This window comes from Gemmatimonadota bacterium, assembly GCA_040388625.1.
Lineage (GTDB): Bacteria > Gemmatimonadota > Gemmatimonadetes > Gemmatimonadales > Gemmatimonadaceae > Fen-1247.
The window spans coordinates 146,927-164,279 of sequence record JAZKBK010000001.1 but is presented as its reverse complement, the minus strand read 5'-3'; the positions used below and the strand labels follow the sequence as shown (position 1 = coordinate 164,279).

Genomic DNA, 17,353 nt, shown 5'->3' with positions numbered 1-17,353 from the left:
TCCGAGCTTTCAGCACTTACAATTTTGCGAGGGTGTATAGTCCAACCAGCAACAACTCGATTCCGACGAATCCAGCCCAGAAGCTGCCGCGCGTCACCGCGTACGCGAGCAGAGCACCCGCGCCAGGCAACCACAACGCAACGTACAATTTGACGCTGGAGTCCGCACGCTTGCGCGGCGGCGGCTGCTCCGGCTGATGCTCCGGATCAACTTCTGGCAACCCGTACGTCTCCTCGTCAGTCTCTGGCGACTGAATTGACTCGTTCACAATTGTCCCGATCGGGTGGGAGGAAGCGCCTTCCAGTGGAGAGCCACCGAGCACATATAGTACCACCGCAGTCGGCGAGCCGCACTACCCCCGAGTTTCGGCTGGCTGGACGTTACGGCAAGTGCTCGGGCGAAAATAGCCGCCCGGGCCCGCTATAAAGCTTCGATCAGTGTCCGCGGACCAGCCAGACGACGATCGCGACCAGCAGGATGGCGATCACCGTCGGAACGAGAAAACGGCCGGTAAGGAACGACGCACCAAGGTCGTTTCGCAGGCGCCCGCTCATCGCGGTGAAGCGGTAAGGGTGAATCCGGTGGGTCCGCGCACACATCCGATGCGCTCGAAAAAGCCGATGCAGTCCGGCTGTGCCTCGATGAGCAGGCGCGCATCCGGTGCGGCGGCGAGCGCCCGCGACATGAGATTGCGCCCGATGCCGAGGCGCTGATAGTCCGGATCGACCAGGATGTCGGCTATCACGCTGAACGTGTAGCCGTCGCTGAGAAGGCGCACCGCTCCAACGAGACGCCCACCGTCCCACGCACCGATATTGGTCGTCCGGGCGAGCGCCTCGCGCACTTTCGCCATTTCGTAGCGAACCGGGCGCACGCGTTCGGCCAGCGGTATGAACGAAGCGGCGTACACTCCAGCTTCGTCGTAGTAAACATTGCTCACATCGCGCCGCGCGGATGCGCCGGACGTCGACGCCCTTCGCACCGGCGCGATTGGCCTCGCGCCAGTCCACGCGATCGTCGACGATCCTCCGGCGATCGCGAATTCACGATTATGGCGATGATGTTTGTGATATCGCTCCCACACTCCGCCGAGCAGATTGCCAGCCTCGAGACCGATGAGTCCCATGACGATGCCGGTACCGAGCACGAGTGAGAGGAAGTACGCGAGTCCGCGGATCATGTCGCCCTGATCCACCTGGTCGGCCAGAAAGGGCCACGCGAACGCACCCGACCAGACGAAGCCGAGGAAGAACGTGAGCAGCGCAGTGGCGTCCTTGATTACTACGCGTCGGCGTCGATAGAAGTCGGACATGGGCTTCCCCTCCCGCGTTGGCCAGCGACCTGGAGCGCCTGACAGAACTGGCAGTCGCACCACGAAAGATACCCCGCAGAACCTCCACGTGCCGGGTGCCCGGAAGGCAATCGGGGGCGATCGACAAGTGCCGATCGCCCCCGATCATCATGAATCGATTGCTGCCGTCACATCCAGCTGGCCACTCCGCCGTGGCCGCTGCAGGCGCCCTGGCGATGAGTCGCGTGCGAGTAGAGACCATCCTTGCACTTGGCGATCGCACCGACCGGATTGTTGTCTTCCTTGCCGCCCGATCCGACCGTTGCCTTGGACGCGGCCGAAGCCTTCGCCGCCTTGGCGGGCTTGGCTGTGGATGCCGCTGCTGGCGCCGGGGTAACCGCAGCCGCTGCTGCTGCCGACGTCTTCACGCCGCCATGACCAGAGCATGCGCCGCGGCCACCCTTCGACATCGTTCCATCAGTGCATGTAACCATGGCGGCGCTCGTCGCAGCCTTGGCCGGCGCTGCCGCCGTTGCCGCTGCAGCCTTGCTCGCCTTGGTAGCCTTCGGCGCCTTTGCCGCACTGGCGGCCTTCGCCACGCCGCCATGTCCGGAACATGCACCGCGACCAGACGTCGCGCTCGTAGTTCCGTCCTTGCACGTTGTAGCCGTCCCCTGTGCACCTGCCGCACCGACACTTAGTGCCGATGCCATCGCGATTGCCGCCGCAATCGCGAACGAGCGTGAGATGAGCCGCATAGCCATTCTCCATGAAGGGAATTGGTACTCCTAGCAAGAAATTGCTAAGAGCCCCGTCGGCGCGCAACGGAGTAATCGGCCTTAGCGTAATCTTAGTTGCGCGACCCGGGCCGCCGCCGCGACAGCCGTGCATTCCGCCAATCCTCAAGTACACGCCAATGCGTCAAATAGAGTTTCGGACAGCTCCCTCGTTCAATCCCGGGCGAATTGCACTCGCCGCGGCCATCGCGCTCTCACTTGCCGCATGCGGAAGAGGCAACAGCAGTGGAAACGCCAATCGCGTTGTCGGAGTGTCAAAGCAGATCAACGAGTTCATGTACGAGATCGGCGCGCAGGACAATCTCGTAGCCAGAGATCTCACATCGATCTATCCTGCCGCGATCAGGTCGCTTCCGTCGGTCGGCTACCACCGCGCATTGAGCGCGGAGGGCATCATATCGATGAAGCCAACGCTGTTTCTCACGGACGGAAATGTTGGACCCGACGCCGTGCTCGATCAGCTCAGGAAGGTTGGCATTCCCATGCTCGTCATCAAGCCGGGCGAATCGCTCGACAGCGCGCAGATGCTGATGACGCAGCTCGGCAAGCAGTTCCATCGTGAGAAAGCTGCGGACAGCGTCATCGCGAAGTGGCGTAGCGGAATGGATTCGGTCTGGCAGGACACCGCGCAGTGGACGGGCAAACCGCATCCGCGCGTGCTCATCATGCACTTCGGTCAGATAGGGAACAGCTATCTCGCAGTTGGCGGAGAAGGTCCCGCGACTCAGATGCTGCGCTGGGCTGGTGCTGCGAATGCGATCGACTCGACCAAAACCATGACGCGACTCACGCCGGAGCTCATCGCACAGTTGGCGCCGGACATAATCATCGCGACCGATGTCGGCTTCGATCGCATGGGAAGTGCGGACAAGTTCGCAACACTGCCAGGGGTGAATCTCACACCCGCCGGCAGGAACAAGCGCATCTATCGAATCAACGAGCAGGAGCTTCTGTACTTCGGACCACGCACGCCCGCGACCGTGCGCGAGCTGGTGACGATGGTGCACCCGCCGGCTGCCCAATAGCGGGCGGCGGTGCGATCCACGCCATAACATCGTTACAACATGGATCTCATGCGGTTGACTTGCCGGTGGCATGTTCGCGTGCCCAGTCCAGCGCGAAATCAGCCACCTCTTCCCAGCCTGGAACTCCGATCGTCAGGTGAGGGCGATCGGGGTACTCGTGATAGTCGGTGACGGCGCGCGACTTCTTGAACAGGTTGAAGTTCGCCCTGGTTACCGACGCCGGCACGGTGTGATCCATGCCCCCTCCGATCAGCAACAGCGGTGCACGATCGTCGTTGCGAAAATTCACCGTCGTTTCGGCGTGCGGATTGAAGTTGGCGAGACTCGCCTGGAACAACACATGGTTCGGGCCCGGAACTGCATACCGCGTGTAGATCGGAACGGTTTCCTCTTCCGATAGCGTGTTGGTGAATCCGTAGTGGAACTGCTCCAGCGTCAACGCAACCGCGCGGTCTCGCTCGAACGGATTCTTGAGTGCCGGGAACGCCGACTTGAGACTTGCGAACGGTAGAACAAAGATCCCCTTCACGGGTGCAGGATCTATCGCGACACCAGCGGCGCCTAGTCCGCGATCGAGCAGGATTTCCGTAATCAGTCCGCCGAAGGAATGTCCGATGATGATGGGCGGACGATCGAGCTCGCGCACGATTCGCTCATAATGCTCGACGATCGCTTCCACTCCGAGTCCGCCGATCGCCGAAGGATTGCGACGGAGCTCTTCGATGTCGCCTTCCATTCCGGGCCAGCTGCGCGCAATCACGCGGTAGCCCTTCGCGGTATAGTGACTCACCCAGTGCTCCCAGCTGAGCGCAGTGAGCCAGAGTCCGTTGATGAGAACGATCGTGTCCGGGGAATTTGCGTCACTGCTTCCTGTCGCCATAACCGTCTCCGTGAACGTTCGTGCATTGGCCGGAGCAGCGGCGGTAGTCGTCCGCGGTCCGCGTTGACGCGATAGCAGCATCGATCTCCGCATCGGTCGTCACCACCCGATACGCAGGATGTACATGATCTTCCGGATCGGACTTGAACCGGACGCCACCCACAACAACAGTGGACGTCGTCCGTAAAAACTAAGCGCCGTAGGTTTCCAGGCAAATGCGCGTGCGGCGGCTTACACGCTTGTGTCGCGGGTGAGGATGTCATCCATCGGACGCTGTCCTCGGAAACGCAAACGGCTCCCGTCAGGGAGCCGCTCGTTCAATCAACATTTTTCAATCTTCGCTCGTCCAGGGTAGTGGCCACGCCTCACGGACCGCCCATTCCCCCACCGGGCCGCCCTCCGCCGCGGCGTCCGCCGCCACTGCCGGCACCGCGGCCGGCTCCGTTGCCTGGCACGACCGGCGAATCTGCCTGCTCTTCCAACTGTTCGGCCTTTTTCTGCTGATCGGGGTTGAGTACGAGCAGTGTCTCATTACGTGCATTTACGTCCACGTCGTGAAGATCGCCGAGTACCGATGCAAGCTCGCGGCGCTGAGCAGCCATCGCTTTGCGTGACGAGTCTGTGGATGGCGCCGCTACACTGGTCGGATTCATCGCCATGATCGCCTTTACGGAGTCGAGCGTGTTGTTGAGCGTTACACGCCTGCTCATCGCCCGCATGCGGATCTCGCTCACCCTGGTTGTCTGCGAATCAGCGAGCAGAAGGTCCGAGCGGTGCGCAAAGACGATCTCAGCGAAACTCATTTGAGGTCGCGGTGCCCCCGTGGCGGTCGTATCGCCCTGACCGCGTTGACCGCGTCCTCGGCCGCCGCCGCTACCGAATCCGCCGCGACCACCCTGCGCCACCGCGAGAGCAGGCATGGCGGCCACGGATACGAAAAGAACTGCATTGAGAAGTCTTGTCATGAATTCAGTTGACTGGCCGGAATTGGCTTCGTTAAGACATTCTGATCCGCACATTGTTCCGAATCACAGCATGCCAGATCATCGACAGAGCTGGTTCGCGCATTGCGCGATGCGACATGATTTCGGACTGCTTTTTCATGCAGGGCTCACTGCAGTACGATCGATCGTGGATGATCGCGTTCGCATTTCAGACACCCACCAGGTACGACAAAGCCCCGCAACGGCAGGAACCGTCGCGGGGCCGACATCGCGTTTACAATGGAACAATGGGCCTGGGAGGAGTTGAACCTCCGACCTCACGCTTATCAGGCGTGCGCTCTAACCACCTGAGCTACAGGCCCTCGATCCGTCTTCCATGTCGAACAACGACGTGGAAAACGACCGGGAGCCCTTGAAGATAAAAGAGCCCACACCCCCGAGCAAGCGACTGCGCCGCATCCGCACTCCTCAAACCTTTACGGACGCTTCCCCTCACGCCTCAGGATTCGCACCACCACATCCCACGCAGCATCGACGTCGGCGCATACATCGACATCATCGCGCTCATCGAACGGAGTCGAAGAAACGGCATTGCGCGCACCGGCCAGCAACAGGGACTCCGCGCCTCGCCGTTGCTCCTGGGTGCAGCCACACTCACGCAACCGGTCCAGATAGCCCAGAGCAACCGACCTTGCCCGCTCGGGAAGCTCCGCGGTGGCTGGATCCAAATACCGACGTCCCGAGCCCTCGTGCAGCTCCGCCTTGCCCGCTGGGACCGCCGCCGGATCGCCGCTGATCAGCCACTCGACCGATACCTCCAGCGCAGCTGCCAGCGCCGCCAGCACCGCTGGATCGCTGGGCACCATCGCCCCGTTCTCCCACCGGCTCACCGTGTTCCGTTTTACCCCCACGGCCCTGGCCAGGTCGCCCTGCGTCACCTTATGCCCGCCGATGCGCAGCCCCTCCCGCGCCGACTTCACCCGATCCCCGAGTGACACCCTGCGCCCGATCCGGCTGCGTATCATAGATTGCTTGACTTGCTACGCCCGCGTATCATATTCCACACCGCATGAGGCGTGATACTTCTAACCGTTAGAAATGCAACGTATTGGTAGCCAAGAATGGCTATGACGCCACTCGAACGCAAGGCGGCGTTGAGGGCCGCGGTGACGCTGCGCGAGCTGACGATGGCGGAGGCCGCCGCCGAGCTCGGCGTCTCCTACAACCACCTCACCCTCGTCATCAGCGGTGAGCGCGTCGGCAGTGAGCGGCTGGAAGAGGCCATTTCTGCCCTGATCGGCCGGCCGGTCGCAGAAGTCTTTGGACGCACCGCGCGACCCGCACGGAAAAAGCGCTAGCGCGAATCGCTCACGGACAAGAAAAGGGCGGCCCTCTCAGGGCCGCCCTTTTCTTTTGAATTGTTGCGCTGTGCGAAGCGCCGGCTCACGCCGGCACGACGCTAGAGATCGGCATCCTCGCCGTCGTCCACATCGTCGATGTCAGCGTCCTCGTCCAGATCGTCATCGAGGTCTTCATCGTCGTCTTCGTCATCATCGTCGAAGTCGTCGTCCACCTCGTCGTCTTCGTCATCCTCGTCGATGTCGAGTTCGTCGTCGTCCTCTTCATCGTCGTCGTCATCCAGGTCGTCGTCGAAGTCATCATCGTCTTCGTCGTCGTCGAACGCGTTCGGCGGACCCTCGTCCTCCGGGTCTTCCTCGAACGGTTTCGCCAGGTCATAGCCGGCGAAATCGGTGCGCATGCCAATCGTGCCGGGCACGTCGAGATCATCCAACAGCATTTCCTTCTCCATCTGAGTTACACGGGGTTCACGGGAAGTTAATCGAGCAGCCACTCGCGAAGTCAATACCTGTCACACAGAAGCGCAGCGGTCGTGCAACAAACGTGCAGCCCGGCAACCGGGTGAGTTTCGCCGGTCGGTCAACCGGCGGCACGCTCACGTTTTGCCTCACGCGACATCTTCTTCCGATCGTTCGCGCTGAGGTGACGCTTACGCAAACGGATGGCCGCCGGCGTCACCTCGATCAGTTCGTCCTCCTCGATATATTCGAGCGCACTTTCCAGAGTCATTACCCGCGGTGGCTCCAGTTGGATGTTCTCATCGGTCGATTTGGATCGCATGTTGGACATCTTTTTTTCGCGCGTCGGGTTGACGTCCATGTCACCCGGGCGTGAATTCTCGCCGATTATCATACCCTCGTACACCGGATCGGTCGGCGATACGAATAGTGTCGACCGCTCGGCGAGGTTGGCCAGAGCGAATGCAACGATCACGCCGGAGTCCATCGATACCAGCGTTCCGCGCGAGCGCCCCGACAGCGGACCGGCCCAGGGTCCGTACTCCAGAAACCGATGGTGCATGATTCCCGTGCCACGAGTATCGGTCAGAAATTCCGAGCGATAGCCGAACAGTCCGCGCGCCGGAATCCGGTACGTCAGACGGGTCATTCCCTGGCCCGGATTCTTCATCTCGATCATCTCGCCGCGCCGCGGACCGAGCTTCTCGATCACCGCACCCAGAAACTCCTCGGGCACGTCGATTGAAAGCTCTTCGTAAGGCTCCAGACGCTCACCGTCCGGTCCCTCACGCGTGATGACGCGCGGCCTCGAAACCTGGAACTCGTAGCCCTCACGCCGCATCGTCTCCATCAGAATCGTAAGATGCAGCTCCCCGCGTCCGGCCACGGTCCACGTATCGGTCGCCGACGTATCGTCCACCCGCAGGGCGACGTTGCGCTCCAGCTCCTTGTACAGCCGCTCACGCAGCTGGCGCGACGTCACGAACTTCCCTTCCTTGCCGGCGAAGGGCGAATTGTTGACGAGGAAGTCGACCGAGATGGTCGGCTCCTCGACCGAGATCCCTTCCAGTCGCTCGGGTGTGTTGACGTCGGTGATCGTTAGTCCGATCTCGACACCTTCGAGTCCTGCCAGCGCAACGATGTTACCAGCGGTCGAACTGTTCACTTCGATGCGATCGAGTCCGTCGTATGTGAAAAGACGCGTGACGCGTGACGTGACCGGCGCTGCGGTCGTATCCATCGCGAGCAGCGCGACATTGTCGCCGACATTCACCGTGCCGCGCTCTATGCGGCCGATCGCGAGGCGGCCCAGATACGGCGAGTGATCGATCGTCGAGACGAGCATCTGGAACGGACCGTTCTCATCCGTGGCAGGCGCAGGAACGTTGTCGACAATGGTCTGGAACAGTGGCGCGAGATCGACCGGCGTCACATCCATGTCCATCGTCGCCACGCCTTCGCGGGCCGATGCGTAAACCACCGGTGCGTCCAGCTGCGCCGAATCGGCTTCGAGTTCGATGAAGAGATCCAGGATCTCGTCGTGCACGCGCATGGGATCGGCGCCCGGACGATCGATCTTGTTGATGACGACGATCGGCGTGCGCTTGAGTGCGAGCGCCTTGCCAAGCACGAAGCGTGTTTGTGGCATGGGCCCGTCGAATGCATCGACGACAAGCAGAACGCCGTCGACCATGCGCAGAATGCGCTCCACTTCACCGCCGAAATCGGCGTGCCCTGGCGTATCGACGATGTTGATCTTGGTCCCGTGCCAGCTCACCGCAGTGTTCTTGGCAAGGATCGTAATTCCACGCTCTCTCTCGAGCGGGTTTGAATCCATCACGCGCTCGGCGACGATCTGATTATCGCGGAATGCGCCGGCCTGCCGGAGCATCTTGTCCACGAGGGTGGTCTTGCCGTGATCGACGTGCGCGATGATGGCGATATTTCGAATTTGCTGCTTCTCTGACATAGCCCTGAAATTTAACGGGTCGAGTGGTCCAAACGTGGTCCGGCGACCTCCGGATCGCGACCAGCCGCCAGCCGCCGATCCGTGCCGTCTGTCCCCGAATGCGGCATGATCCGGGCCTCGTCACGGGCATCGGAAGGCGCGGATGAACCCGGTTCCTGCTATCTTTCGAGGGTGTTGCTACGCATAGCGGCCGTTCTCGGGCTGGTCCTGATCAACGCTTTTTTCGTGGCCGCGGAGTTTGCTCTGGTCCGATCCCGAAAGACGCGCCTGGAGGCGATGGCGCGCGGCGGTGACGGGCTGGCCCGCGTTGCGCTCAAAGCCACCAACAATCTCTCCGCGGCACTCTCGGCGAGCCAGCTCGGCGTCACCCTTACGAGTCTCCTGCTCGGATGGATCGCCGAGTCGCTCCTGGTGCAGTCGTTCGCGGAGTCTTTCGCGCGCCTGCCACTCGGGATCGACGTCGCCACCCGTGTGACCATCGCGACCGTCATCGCGCTCGCATTCGTGACGTACCTGACGGTCGTGTTCGGCGAGCTCACGCCAAAGACCTTCGCGCTCAATCAACCGGAGCGATGGGCCCGCTATCTCACGCCGCCGCTGCTCGCGTTCGCGTGGATCATGCGCCCCTTCACCTGGCTGCTCAACAAGTCCGCAGTTCGTGTGATGCGGATACTGGGCCAGCGTCCCGTTCCGACGGCTGAATCGGTGCACTCGCCCGAAGAGCTCCGCATGCTGGTCGAGCAAAGCGAGGAGGGCGGCGCGATCGAGGAGCACGACGCGGCGCTGCTCGACGCCGTCTTTGAATTCTCGGAGAAGAATGCACGCGAGGTGATGACGCCGCGCACGGAGATCGTCGCGATCGACGCAACGGCGACACTGGAAGACATCATCGAGCTCGTGAGCGAGAGCGGCCTGTCGCGCTACCCGGTTTACGAGGAGACGATCGACGACATCATCGGGATCATCCTTGCCAAGGATCTGATTCCGATCCTCGCACATCGTCCGGCGGAATTCACTCTGCGTCCACTGATGCGGCCGGTGTATTTCATACCGGGCTCGCGCGAGGTCGAAGATGTTCTCGCCGACTTCAAGCGTCGCAAGGAACACATGGCGATCGTGCTGGACGAGTACGGCGGCACGGCCGGCATCGTGACGATGGAAGACCTTCTCGAAGAGATAGTCGGCGAGATTCTGGACGAGTACGACGTCGGCGAGGAAGTCGACGTGCGCACGACGAGCAACGGCGAGACTATCATCTCCGGCGCGACCAGCATCTCCGAGTTCAACGAGGAGTTCGGAACGTCGATCCCGGAAGAGGATTACACGACGGTCGGCGGCTACGTGTTCGGCGCGCTCGGTCGTCTGCCCGTAGTGGGCGACAGACTGGCCAGCGGCGACGTGACCTTCGTCGTTCGCGAAATGGACGGACGAAAGATCGATTCGCTCGCCGTCGAGTTTACTGCCGCGAAGCTCGCCGCCGACGCTGAACTATCTCGGCACACAGCCGAGTCGCCGCGATAAAACTGGAAGGATCGGCGATGCCGCGTCCGGCGATGTCGAGCGCGGTGCCGTGATCCGGCGAGGTGCGCGGAAACGGAAGGCCGAGCGTGACGTTGACTGCGCTTCCGAACGACGCGACCTTGATGGCGGTCATGCCCACGTCGTGATAGGGAGCTATCACCGCGTCGAACTCACCGCGAATTGCGCGAACGAAGACGGTGTCTGCAGGAAATGGCCCGAGAAGTCCGGATTCCCTTGCAGCGGGCGCCAGGAGAACATCGTCCTCGTCTCCGAAGCGGCCGTGATCGCCCGCGTGCGGATTCAGCGCGCAGAGCGCGATGCGGGGTGACGCAATTCCGAACCAGTCGCGCAGGCCGCTTCGAGTTACACTCGCGGCAGTTTCGATGGCCTCGCGAGTGAGTGCACGTGGAACGTCGCGCAGCGCGATGTGAGTAGTAGCGAGCACCACGCGCAACCGGTCGGACGCGAGCATCATCGCCACGCGCGAATCAGTCAACTCGGCGAGCATCTCCGTGTGACCGGGATAATCGTAGCCGCCCGACAGTAGCGCGAACTTGTCGATCGGTGCGGTGACGATTCCATCGACCTCTCCGGCGAGCGCGAGCTTAACAGCGAGCGCGATTGCGTCGCCGCTTGCCTTGCCCGCCGCTGCGGGATTGTCGCCGGCGGTCCACGATCCGGCGGCGATGTCGACAGGGACATCGGCCCCTTCGGCACCGACCACCACCATGTCACATACGTCACGCAGCGCCGGATCTTCCAGCGCTGCGCGGATTATTTCAGGGCCGATGCCGCGCGGGTCGCCGACCGTTACCGCGAGGCGCGGTCGGCTGGCGCCACCGCTCGCGGTCACAGCCTCAGCGACACGTAGGTCTGCTTTCGCAGCTCGTCGAGCAATGCGCGGGCCTGTTTCTCCTCGGCAAGCTGCCGCCGGATGTTCTCGCGCACTTCGGAAAGCGAGTACTCGCCTTCCGCCGTCTTGGCGACGACCTGTATGATCGCATATTTGGTGCTCCCGCTCTGCGATACGAGTGCGAATGGCGCGCTTACGTCGTTCACCTTGAGATCGGCTACCGCAGCCTTGTACGACGCCGGCAGGGAATCCACGGGAAACGGCTGCAGGATCCCCTTCTCTTCCGCGGGGTCGTGATATTTCGCTACGAGCGTATCGAAGTTCGCACCCTTGCGCCACATGTTCGCAACGCTGTCGGCGCGGAGATATGCGACATGCACGTCGTTCGAGTCGATCACTGGAGCGATGAGAATGTGGCGTGCCTTCACTTCGGCCGGCTGCACCCGATCGACGCGGATGATGTGATATCCGAATGACGTCTTCACGATCGGGCTGAGCTCGCCCGGCCGCAGCGAGAACATCACCGCCTCGAACTGTGGAACCAGATCAGAGCCGCGACGATTCCAGCCAAGATCGCCGCCGACGTTCTTGGTGCCCGGATCCATCGACTCGCGCTTCGCCATCTCCTCGAAGTTCGCGCCCTTCTTGAGCTGTACCAGCAGCGATTCTGCTTTCGCGAGCGCTACTGAATCAGCGAACTTGGATGCGTGCGGCGCAATGACGATCTGGCGGAACGAAACCATCGCCGGGCGCTTCTTGAGCTGGTCCTTCACCTTGTCGAACGCCGCCGTAACCTCTTCTTCGGTCACGCTGGCAGGCTTGGCGCGCTTCTGCAGCTCGGCGAACGTCTTCTGCTGAATCAGGCGACGGCGAAACTGGTCGAACAGTGTGCGCCGATATTCTTCGGGCGAGCCGAAACCGGCGTTCTTCAGCTCGTTGCGATACTCGATGTCACTCTGGAAGTGTGACCGCACTTCCTTGATTTGTCGATCGACCTGCGGCGTGATCTCGGCATCGGTGACATCGACCTTCACGTCCTTCGCCTTCTGAATCAGAATTTCCTGGTCGACGAGGTCGTTCAGGACGCCGCGCGCTACAGCAAGCTGTCCGGCGGCATCATCCGGCAGCTTGAGACCGGCAGCGCGCTGCTCATTGACCGCCGCCGCGAGATCGCTCCACGTGATGACAGAGCTACCGACGACCGCGACGACGCGATCGACCGTATCCACCATGTGGGTGTTCGGCACCGAGCCCGCATTGGCTGCGGGCACCGGCACCACGCTCTGCGCCGCGCCAACTGCTGGCGCGACGGCGAAGAGAAACACAACGACTGACTTCAACGACATGATGACTACGGCTTCTTCGGAGTTGGATTGGCGGGCTGTGCGGGCGGCGCGGCGTTTCCGGGCGCTGCGGCGCCAGGCATTGGCACGGCGGTCGCAGGCGTGCTGGCGCGAGAAACGGAATCCGCAGCCGCATGTGCCTTGACGGCGCGCTCCACTGCGCGATCGATGCCGGCTGAATTGACGCTGGACGTGGTCTGGTCACGCAGCACACGCGCGACCGGCTCCGGGATCTGAACGAACTGAGCCTGACCACCGACGAGCGCGTCCATGTACTTGTCGACTCGTGACGATGCGAGCTTGATACGATCGGCTTCGGTCTTCGCGCTGTCGGCGAGCGACTTGGGGTCGATTCCGAGCTGCGTCCATGCCGCGTCGCGCGACTGGAAGAACGCGTTGTGAAGCTGAGTCATCTCTTCTGGTGTCGGCCCGATCTTGGCGTTGTCCGCGGCGCGCAGCACGAGGTCGTTGGTGATGAAATTCTTGACGAACATCACGACGATCGAATCCGGCGCGTTCTGCAACTGTCCACGCTGCTGCGACTGCTGCATCGGCGGGAACGTCGCAATCCAGCGTGCGAGCTCGCCAGCGGTGAACTTGCCCGCCGTCGACGTCGCGAGCGATGTCTTGTCGTTGCGATGTGCATCTGGATCTGCGACGACGACGCGTGCGGTCGTGGCGGCGTCCTTGTCCATGTCGATCTTGCCGTCAGACTGAAGCTTCGCTACGAACGTGCTCTCGGCGACCTGCATCGAGCGACCCTTGGATGCCTGAAGCAGCTCGTCCTTCACCTCGTCGTACGTCGGGCGGCGAATGATGTGGTAACCGTAGTCCGTCTCGACCACCGGCGAGATCTCGCCAGGCTTGAGTGCGAGCAGTGCCTGCTCGAACTGCGGCACCATTGCACCCTTCTTGAACAAGCCCAGTGAGCCGCCGCGCGCGGCTGACGGCGTGTCCTGGCTGTTGGCCTTGGCAAGCGCTGCGAAGTTGGCCGACGTAGCCTGAGCACGAAGCGCGTCGATCTTCTTTTTCGCGGCTGCCTTCTGATCGGCCGACGCACCCTTGGTGAGGATGAGGATGTGCGATGCAGCGAGGATGTCGCCGTTCTCGAACATCTTGCGAGCGGCCGTGGTGTCAGCCGTACCCCAATCCTTCGAGACGATCTCGTAGTACTTCTTCGCCTTGAGCGATGATATCGGTGCCCAAAGCGCCGAGTCGAGCGCCTTGTCGGTGACGACGGTGTCGCCCTTCGCGGCGGTCTGGCCGAGGAGCTCGTAGTCGACCCACGCGTTGGCGATCGCCTGCGCGACATCCTTGCGCGGCGGTACCGTCGCTTCACCGAGCAGCTTGGCGAGACGATCGACGGAGAGTTCCTGCGATCCGGCCTTTGCTGCCGTATCGACGTGCGCGCTCATCGCTTCCTTGAGGCCCGCACACGCTGTCGCGGTTACAACGAAAGCCGCGGCAGCGGCAAGGGCGAGCGAAGCTGGTTTCATCTTGTTGTTGGAGTGGGTTTGATCAACGTGAGTGCGTGGACGAGCCCATCCAGCACGGACGCGCCGCCGAGCCGGGTGAGCTTGAGCGATAATGGATGCGCGCGGCGCACCTCGGCCTGAAATTGTACCTCGTGGAACGCCGAAGAGATCCCCTTCATGGATGGGACCGCCGAGCCTCTAAAGGTAATACGGGCCTCGTTGCCCCGCACTGAAAGAGTCTCGATCCCGATCCGGCCCCCCAGTAAGCGCAGGGTCGCGGCCATGAAGAAATGAGCCGCCTCGGGGGGGAGCGTACCAAACCGGTCCCGGACTTCCGCGCGAAGGCCGGCTATTTCTTCGGGCTCGGTCATCGACGTGAGACGACGATACACGTCGAGCTTTGCGTCCTGTGACGGCATGTAGTCGTCGGGGATGTACGCGGCGACGTCGAGAGAGATGTCGGCGGGCTGCAGCCTGGGGCCGTCTCCGCCACGCATCACCCGCTGGACAGTCTCTTCCAGCATCTTGAGGTACAGATCGAATCCCACAGCATGCACGAACCCCGACTGCTCGGGACCGAGCAAATTGCCGGCGCCGCGCAGCTCCATGTCCTTGAGCGCGATTCGGTAGCCGGATCCGAGCTCCGTGTGATGCTCCAGGATCTTGAGACGACGCTCCGAATCGTCGTCCATTCCATCGGCGGCAAGCAGATAACAATAAGCGCGCCTGTGCGAACGCCCGACCCGTCCGCGTAGCTGATACAGCTGCGCCAGGCCGAACATGTCGGCGCGATTCACGAACATGGTATTCGCGTTGGGAACGTCGAGACCCGACTCGACGATCATGGTCGAGACGAGCACGTCGACTTCACCCTGAACAAAGCGACGCATCACTTCTTCCAGCTCGCGCTCGCGCATCTGACCGTGACCTACTGCGATGCGCGCCCGCGGCACGAGCCTGCCAATGTGCTGCGCAATGGCGTCGATCGTTTCGATGCGATTGTGCACGAAGAACACCTGTCCGCCGCGGTCCAGCTCGCGTGAGATTCCCTCCTCTATCAACGCCTCGTCCCACGGCTCGACGTAGGTTAGAACCGGCGAGCGGTCGCGTGGCGGTGTCTGCATCAGCGTCATGTCGCGCAGTCCGGCCAGCGACTGGTGCAGCGTGCGCGGGATCGGCGTCGCGGTGAGCGTGAGCACGTCGGTTTCCAACCGAAGCTGCTTGAGCCGTTCCTTGTGCTTCACGCCGAAGCGATGCTCCTCGTCGATGATGATGAGACCGAGATCGCCGAACTTCACATCGGGACTCAACAGACGATGTGTGCCGATCACGACGTCCACCTTTTTTGCCGCGACCTCCTTGAGGGTGTCGAGCTGTTCCTTGTGCGTCTGGAAGCGGCTCATGACCTTCACGTTGATCGGAAAATCGGCGAAGCGATCGCCGAAGGTGCGCGCGTGTTGATCCGCGAGAATCGTCGTCGGAACGAGCACGGCGACCTGTCTGCCCGACTGCACCGCCTTGAATGCCGCGCGTACTGCTATCTCGGTCTTGCCGTAACCGACGTCGCCGACAAGCAGGCGATCCATCGGACGCGGACGCTCCATGTCGCCCTTCACATCGACAGTCGCCTTGCGCTGATCGTTGGTGTCCTCGAACAGGAACGATGATTCGAGCTGGCGTTGCCACGTCGTGTCGGGAAGCGCCGGAGTGCGGGTTGCCACGCTACGACGCGCGTACAGGTCCAGCAGTTCGACCGTCATCTCCTGGATCGCCGCGCGCGTCCGATCGCGCTGTTGTCCCCATCGGCGTCCGCCGAGCTTGTGCAGGCGCGGTGGCGGAACGTCGTCGCCGACGTCCGACGCGGCGCGGTAGCGTTCGATCTGATCTATACGATACAGCGGAACGTTGAGGCGATCGCCGCCTTCGTACTCGATCACCGCAACCTCGACCGTCGCTTCCTTGACGAAAAGCTGCTCGATGCCGCGATAGATGCCGATTCCGTGTTCCAGATGCACGACGTAATCACCGGGCGTGATCGCGCCGAGTGTGTCGATGCCGCCGCCGGTGATGTACTTGCGCGCGCGACGAATGCGTCGCTCGCGTCGGAATATCTCGTGGTCAGTGAGTACGCGAAGACCGGGGTCCGTTCCGCGCGGGGGGAGAAAGAAGCCGCCGGCGAGAACGCCGAGGACCAATCCCGCCGGCATCGGATCGCGTGCGCTCGTCGTGAGCAATTCTTCCAGCCGCTCGATCTGACCCGCGTTGTCGCACAGGATCAGCGTCGGCACGCCGTCGCGCACGATGCGATTCAATAATTTGAGATCGCGGTTGATCGTCTCCGGTGCGCGGAATGGAAATCCGATATCCGGCTCGCCTTCGCCGTCAAGTGCGATTGTGCCGAACGAGCCGAGCGTGCGCACGGCGGTGGCGGGAGCCACGTACAGCTCGTCGCGCGTGAGGACATCCTCACCGCGACGCATCGCGAGCAGCAGATGATGCTGCGCTTCGTCCCACGTGCGTCGCATCTCGGGCGCAACGTGCGACTCCGACGGAACGATGACGAGAGTGTCGGCAGCCCAGAGGTCGGTTATCGCCACACGATCACCGGCGCGTTGCGCCGCCTTTACATCGCGCTTGCGGCCGCTCGCGCGCTTGGCTGCAACTCCATCCGCCGGAAGTATCAGCGCGACTTCCGCATCGCGCGTCGAGCGCTGCGTAGTGAGATCGAAATGTCGCAGCTCCGATATCTCGTCGCCCCAGAATTCCATGCGTACGGGATTCGCCATTCCGAACCCGTACACGTCGAAGATTCCGCCGCGCACGCTGAACTGTCCGACGTCCTCGACCATGTCGACGCGCTCGAACCCTATGGAATCGAGATGCTCGATCAGCTCGCCCAGCTTGCGTACGTCACCCTTCCTCAACTCGAGCCGGCCGTGCTGCAGGATCGCCGGGAGCCGGGTGCGCTCCATTATCGCGCGTGCAGTCGTGATGAGAATCCGCACGTCGCCGCGCGCCGCGCGCTCCAGTGTCTCCACGCGCTCGCCGGCGACCTCCGCGTGCGGCTCTGCTTCGCCAAAACTCTCGCGCGGCGGATAGAACGCGACCGAGTCGCCTCCCTCCAACGACTCGAGGTCGGCGAGCCAGCGTTCGGCATCCCCGACATTCTCCGCGACGATCACGAAGAACCGTCGCTCCATCCTTCGGGCCAGCGCCGCGACCATCGCCGCAGCGCTCGAGCCGTGCAACCCAGCCACGGTAAGACGTTTTCCGGTACCCGGCACCGTGTTCGCCAACCGCGTGAACGCGGGAAGAGCTTCTACCGCGTCGATAATCGTTGGTAAGGCCATCAACCCACTTATTTACAGGACCCCGCCCGGAAACTTGATCCGCACCGGGAAACTGCAACATAATTTGGGGTAGTCTCTGGAGGAGGCA

General features: G+C 62.3%; 15 protein-coding genes and 1 tRNA gene. 3 read left to right on the top strand and 13 right to left on the bottom strand.

All coding sequences use genetic code 11. From position 1 onward, the window contains the following. Positions 1 to 16: 16 nt before the first annotated feature. The 3 genes from V4529_00670 to V4529_00660 all read right to left on the bottom strand — a co-directional run bounded on the left by V4529_00670 (position 17) and on the right by V4529_00660 (position 2,049). Positions 17 to 268, bottom strand: a complete 252-nt coding sequence (locus tag V4529_00670) for a hypothetical protein (protein ID MES2356838.1) — start codon at positions 266 to 268, stop codon at positions 17 to 19. A gap of 282 nt (positions 269 to 550) precedes the next feature. Beyond that, positions 551 to 1,312 carry a GNAT family N-acetyltransferase gene (locus V4529_00665; protein MES2356837.1) on the bottom strand — a complete coding sequence of 254 codons (762 nt, stop codon included), beginning with the start codon at positions 1,310 to 1,312 and terminating at the stop codon, positions 551 to 553. A 167-nt stretch (positions 1,313 to 1,479) separates the two neighbouring features. Next, entirely contained in the window at positions 1,480 to 2,049 is a 570-nt protein-coding gene (locus tag V4529_00660) for a DUF3761 domain-containing protein (GenBank protein ID MES2356836.1), read from the bottom strand. 158 nt (positions 2,050 to 2,207) lie between these two features. On the opposite strand from V4529_00660, the gene V4529_00655 reads away from it, so the two are divergent. Next, positions 2,208 to 3,113 carry an ABC transporter substrate-binding protein gene (locus V4529_00655; protein ID MES2356835.1) on the top strand — a complete coding sequence of 302 codons (906 nt, stop codon included), beginning with the start codon at positions 2,208 to 2,210 and terminating at the stop codon, positions 3,111 to 3,113. A gap of 46 nt (positions 3,114 to 3,159) precedes the next feature. Here V4529_00655 and V4529_00650 read toward each other — a convergent pair whose 3' ends face one another. From V4529_00650 to V4529_00635, 4 genes are all read right to left on the bottom strand, one after another. Beyond that, positions 3,160 to 3,993: an alpha/beta fold hydrolase gene (locus V4529_00650; protein ID MES2356834.1), complete on the bottom strand. Its 834-nt coding sequence runs from the start codon at positions 3,991 to 3,993 to the stop codon at positions 3,160 to 3,162. 365 nt (positions 3,994 to 4,358) lie between these two features. Then, complete coding sequence (locus V4529_00645) at positions 4,359 to 4,958, bottom strand: hypothetical protein (protein ID MES2356833.1); 600 nt, start codon at positions 4,956 to 4,958, stop codon at positions 4,359 to 4,361. Between the two features lie 267 nt (positions 4,959 to 5,225). Continuing rightward, a tRNA-Ile gene (locus V4529_00640) sits at positions 5,226 to 5,299 on the bottom strand. Positions 5,300 to 5,413: 114 nt separating this feature from the next. Then, on the bottom strand, positions 5,414 to 5,962 hold the full coding sequence (locus V4529_00635; protein MES2356832.1) for a helix-turn-helix domain-containing protein: 549 nt from the start codon (positions 5,960 to 5,962) through the stop codon (positions 5,414 to 5,416). Between the two features lie 96 nt (positions 5,963 to 6,058). Here V4529_00635 and V4529_00630 point away from each other — a divergent pair, with 96 nt between their 5' ends. After that, positions 6,059 to 6,295: a hypothetical protein gene (locus tag V4529_00630; GenBank protein MES2356831.1), complete on the top strand. Its 237-nt coding sequence runs from the start codon at positions 6,059 to 6,061 to the stop codon at positions 6,293 to 6,295. Positions 6,296 to 6,396: 101 nt separating this feature from the next. Here the strand turns inward: V4529_00630 and V4529_00625 are convergent, their stop codons facing one another. Beyond that, positions 6,397 to 6,729, bottom strand: coding sequence for a hypothetical protein (locus V4529_00625; GenBank protein ID MES2356830.1), 333 nt, complete (start codon positions 6,727 to 6,729; stop codon positions 6,397 to 6,399). A 146-nt stretch (positions 6,730 to 6,875) separates the two neighbouring features. Beyond that, positions 6,876 to 8,723 (bottom strand): translational GTPase TypA, encoded by a 1,848-nt coding sequence (gene typA / locus V4529_00620; protein MES2356829.1) that lies wholly within the window; start codon positions 8,721 to 8,723, stop codon positions 6,876 to 6,878. A gap of 171 nt (positions 8,724 to 8,894) precedes the next feature. On the opposite strand from typA, the gene V4529_00615 reads away from it, so the two are divergent. Continuing rightward, positions 8,895 to 10,244 (top strand): hemolysin family protein, encoded by a 1,350-nt coding sequence (locus V4529_00615; GenBank protein ID MES2356828.1) that lies wholly within the window; start codon positions 8,895 to 8,897, stop codon positions 10,242 to 10,244. On the opposite strand, the gene pdxA is transcribed toward V4529_00615, so the two are convergent. The 4 genes from pdxA to mfd are packed head-to-tail and all read right to left on the bottom strand — an operon-like array spanning position 10,180 to position 17,265. Further along, the gene (gene pdxA, locus V4529_00610; protein MES2356827.1) at positions 10,180 to 11,097 is read right to left on the bottom strand and encodes a 4-hydroxythreonine-4-phosphate dehydrogenase PdxA; all 918 of its coding nucleotides are present in this window, start codon (positions 11,095 to 11,097) and stop codon (positions 10,180 to 10,182) included. The genes V4529_00615 and pdxA overlap by 65 nt on opposite strands. Further along, complete coding sequence (locus V4529_00605; protein MES2356826.1) at positions 11,094 to 12,443, bottom strand: peptidylprolyl isomerase; 1,350 nt, start codon at positions 12,441 to 12,443, stop codon at positions 11,094 to 11,096. The genes pdxA and V4529_00605 overlap by 4 nt, the downstream gene beginning before the upstream one ends. A 5-nt stretch (positions 12,444 to 12,448) precedes the next feature. Next, on the bottom strand, positions 12,449 to 13,936 hold the full coding sequence (locus tag V4529_00600; GenBank protein MES2356825.1) for a peptidylprolyl isomerase: 1,488 nt from the start codon (positions 13,934 to 13,936) through the stop codon (positions 12,449 to 12,451). Further along, positions 13,933 to 17,265: a transcription-repair coupling factor gene (gene mfd, locus V4529_00595; GenBank protein MES2356824.1), complete on the bottom strand. Its 3,333-nt coding sequence runs from the start codon at positions 17,263 to 17,265 to the stop codon at positions 13,933 to 13,935. The genes V4529_00600 and mfd overlap by 4 nt, the downstream gene beginning before the upstream one ends. Positions 17,266 to 17,353 lie beyond the last annotated feature (88 nt).

Excerpts from the sequence above, each read along its gene's own strand:
- V4529_00605 (MES2356826.1), bottom strand. The coding sequence starts at position 12,443 with ATGTCGTTGAAGTCAGTCGTTGTGTTTCTCTTCGCCGTCGCGCCAGCA.
- V4529_00645 (MES2356833.1), bottom strand. The coding sequence starts at position 4,958 with ATGACAAGACTTCTCAATGCAGTTCTTTTCGTATCCGTGGCCGCCATG.
- V4529_00630 (MES2356831.1), top strand. The coding sequence starts at position 6,059 with ATGGCTATGACGCCACTCGAACGCAAGGCGGCGTTGAGGGCCGCGGTG.
- V4529_00650 (MES2356834.1), bottom strand. The coding sequence starts at position 3,993 with ATGGCGACAGGAAGCAGTGACGCAAATTCCCCGGACACGATCGTTCTC.
- V4529_00660 (MES2356836.1), bottom strand. The coding sequence starts at position 2,049 with ATGCGGCTCATCTCACGCTCGTTCGCGATTGCGGCGGCAATCGCGATG.
- typA (MES2356829.1), bottom strand. The coding sequence starts at position 8,723 with ATGTCAGAGAAGCAGCAAATTCGAAATATCGCCATCATCGCGCACGTC.
- mfd (MES2356824.1), bottom strand. The coding sequence starts at position 17,265 with ATGGCCTTACCAACGATTATCGACGCGGTAGAAGCTCTTCCCGCGTTC.
- V4529_00635 (MES2356832.1), bottom strand. The coding sequence starts at position 5,962 with ATGATACGCAGCCGGATCGGGCGCAGGGTGTCACTCGGGGATCGGGTG.
- V4529_00600 (MES2356825.1), bottom strand. The coding sequence starts at position 13,936 with ATGAAACCAGCTTCGCTCGCCCTTGCCGCTGCCGCGGCTTTCGTTGTA.
- V4529_00655 (MES2356835.1), top strand. The coding sequence starts at position 2,208 with ATGCGTCAAATAGAGTTTCGGACAGCTCCCTCGTTCAATCCCGGGCGA.
- V4529_00665 (MES2356837.1), bottom strand. The coding sequence starts at position 1,312 with ATGTCCGACTTCTATCGACGCCGACGCGTAGTAATCAAGGACGCCACT.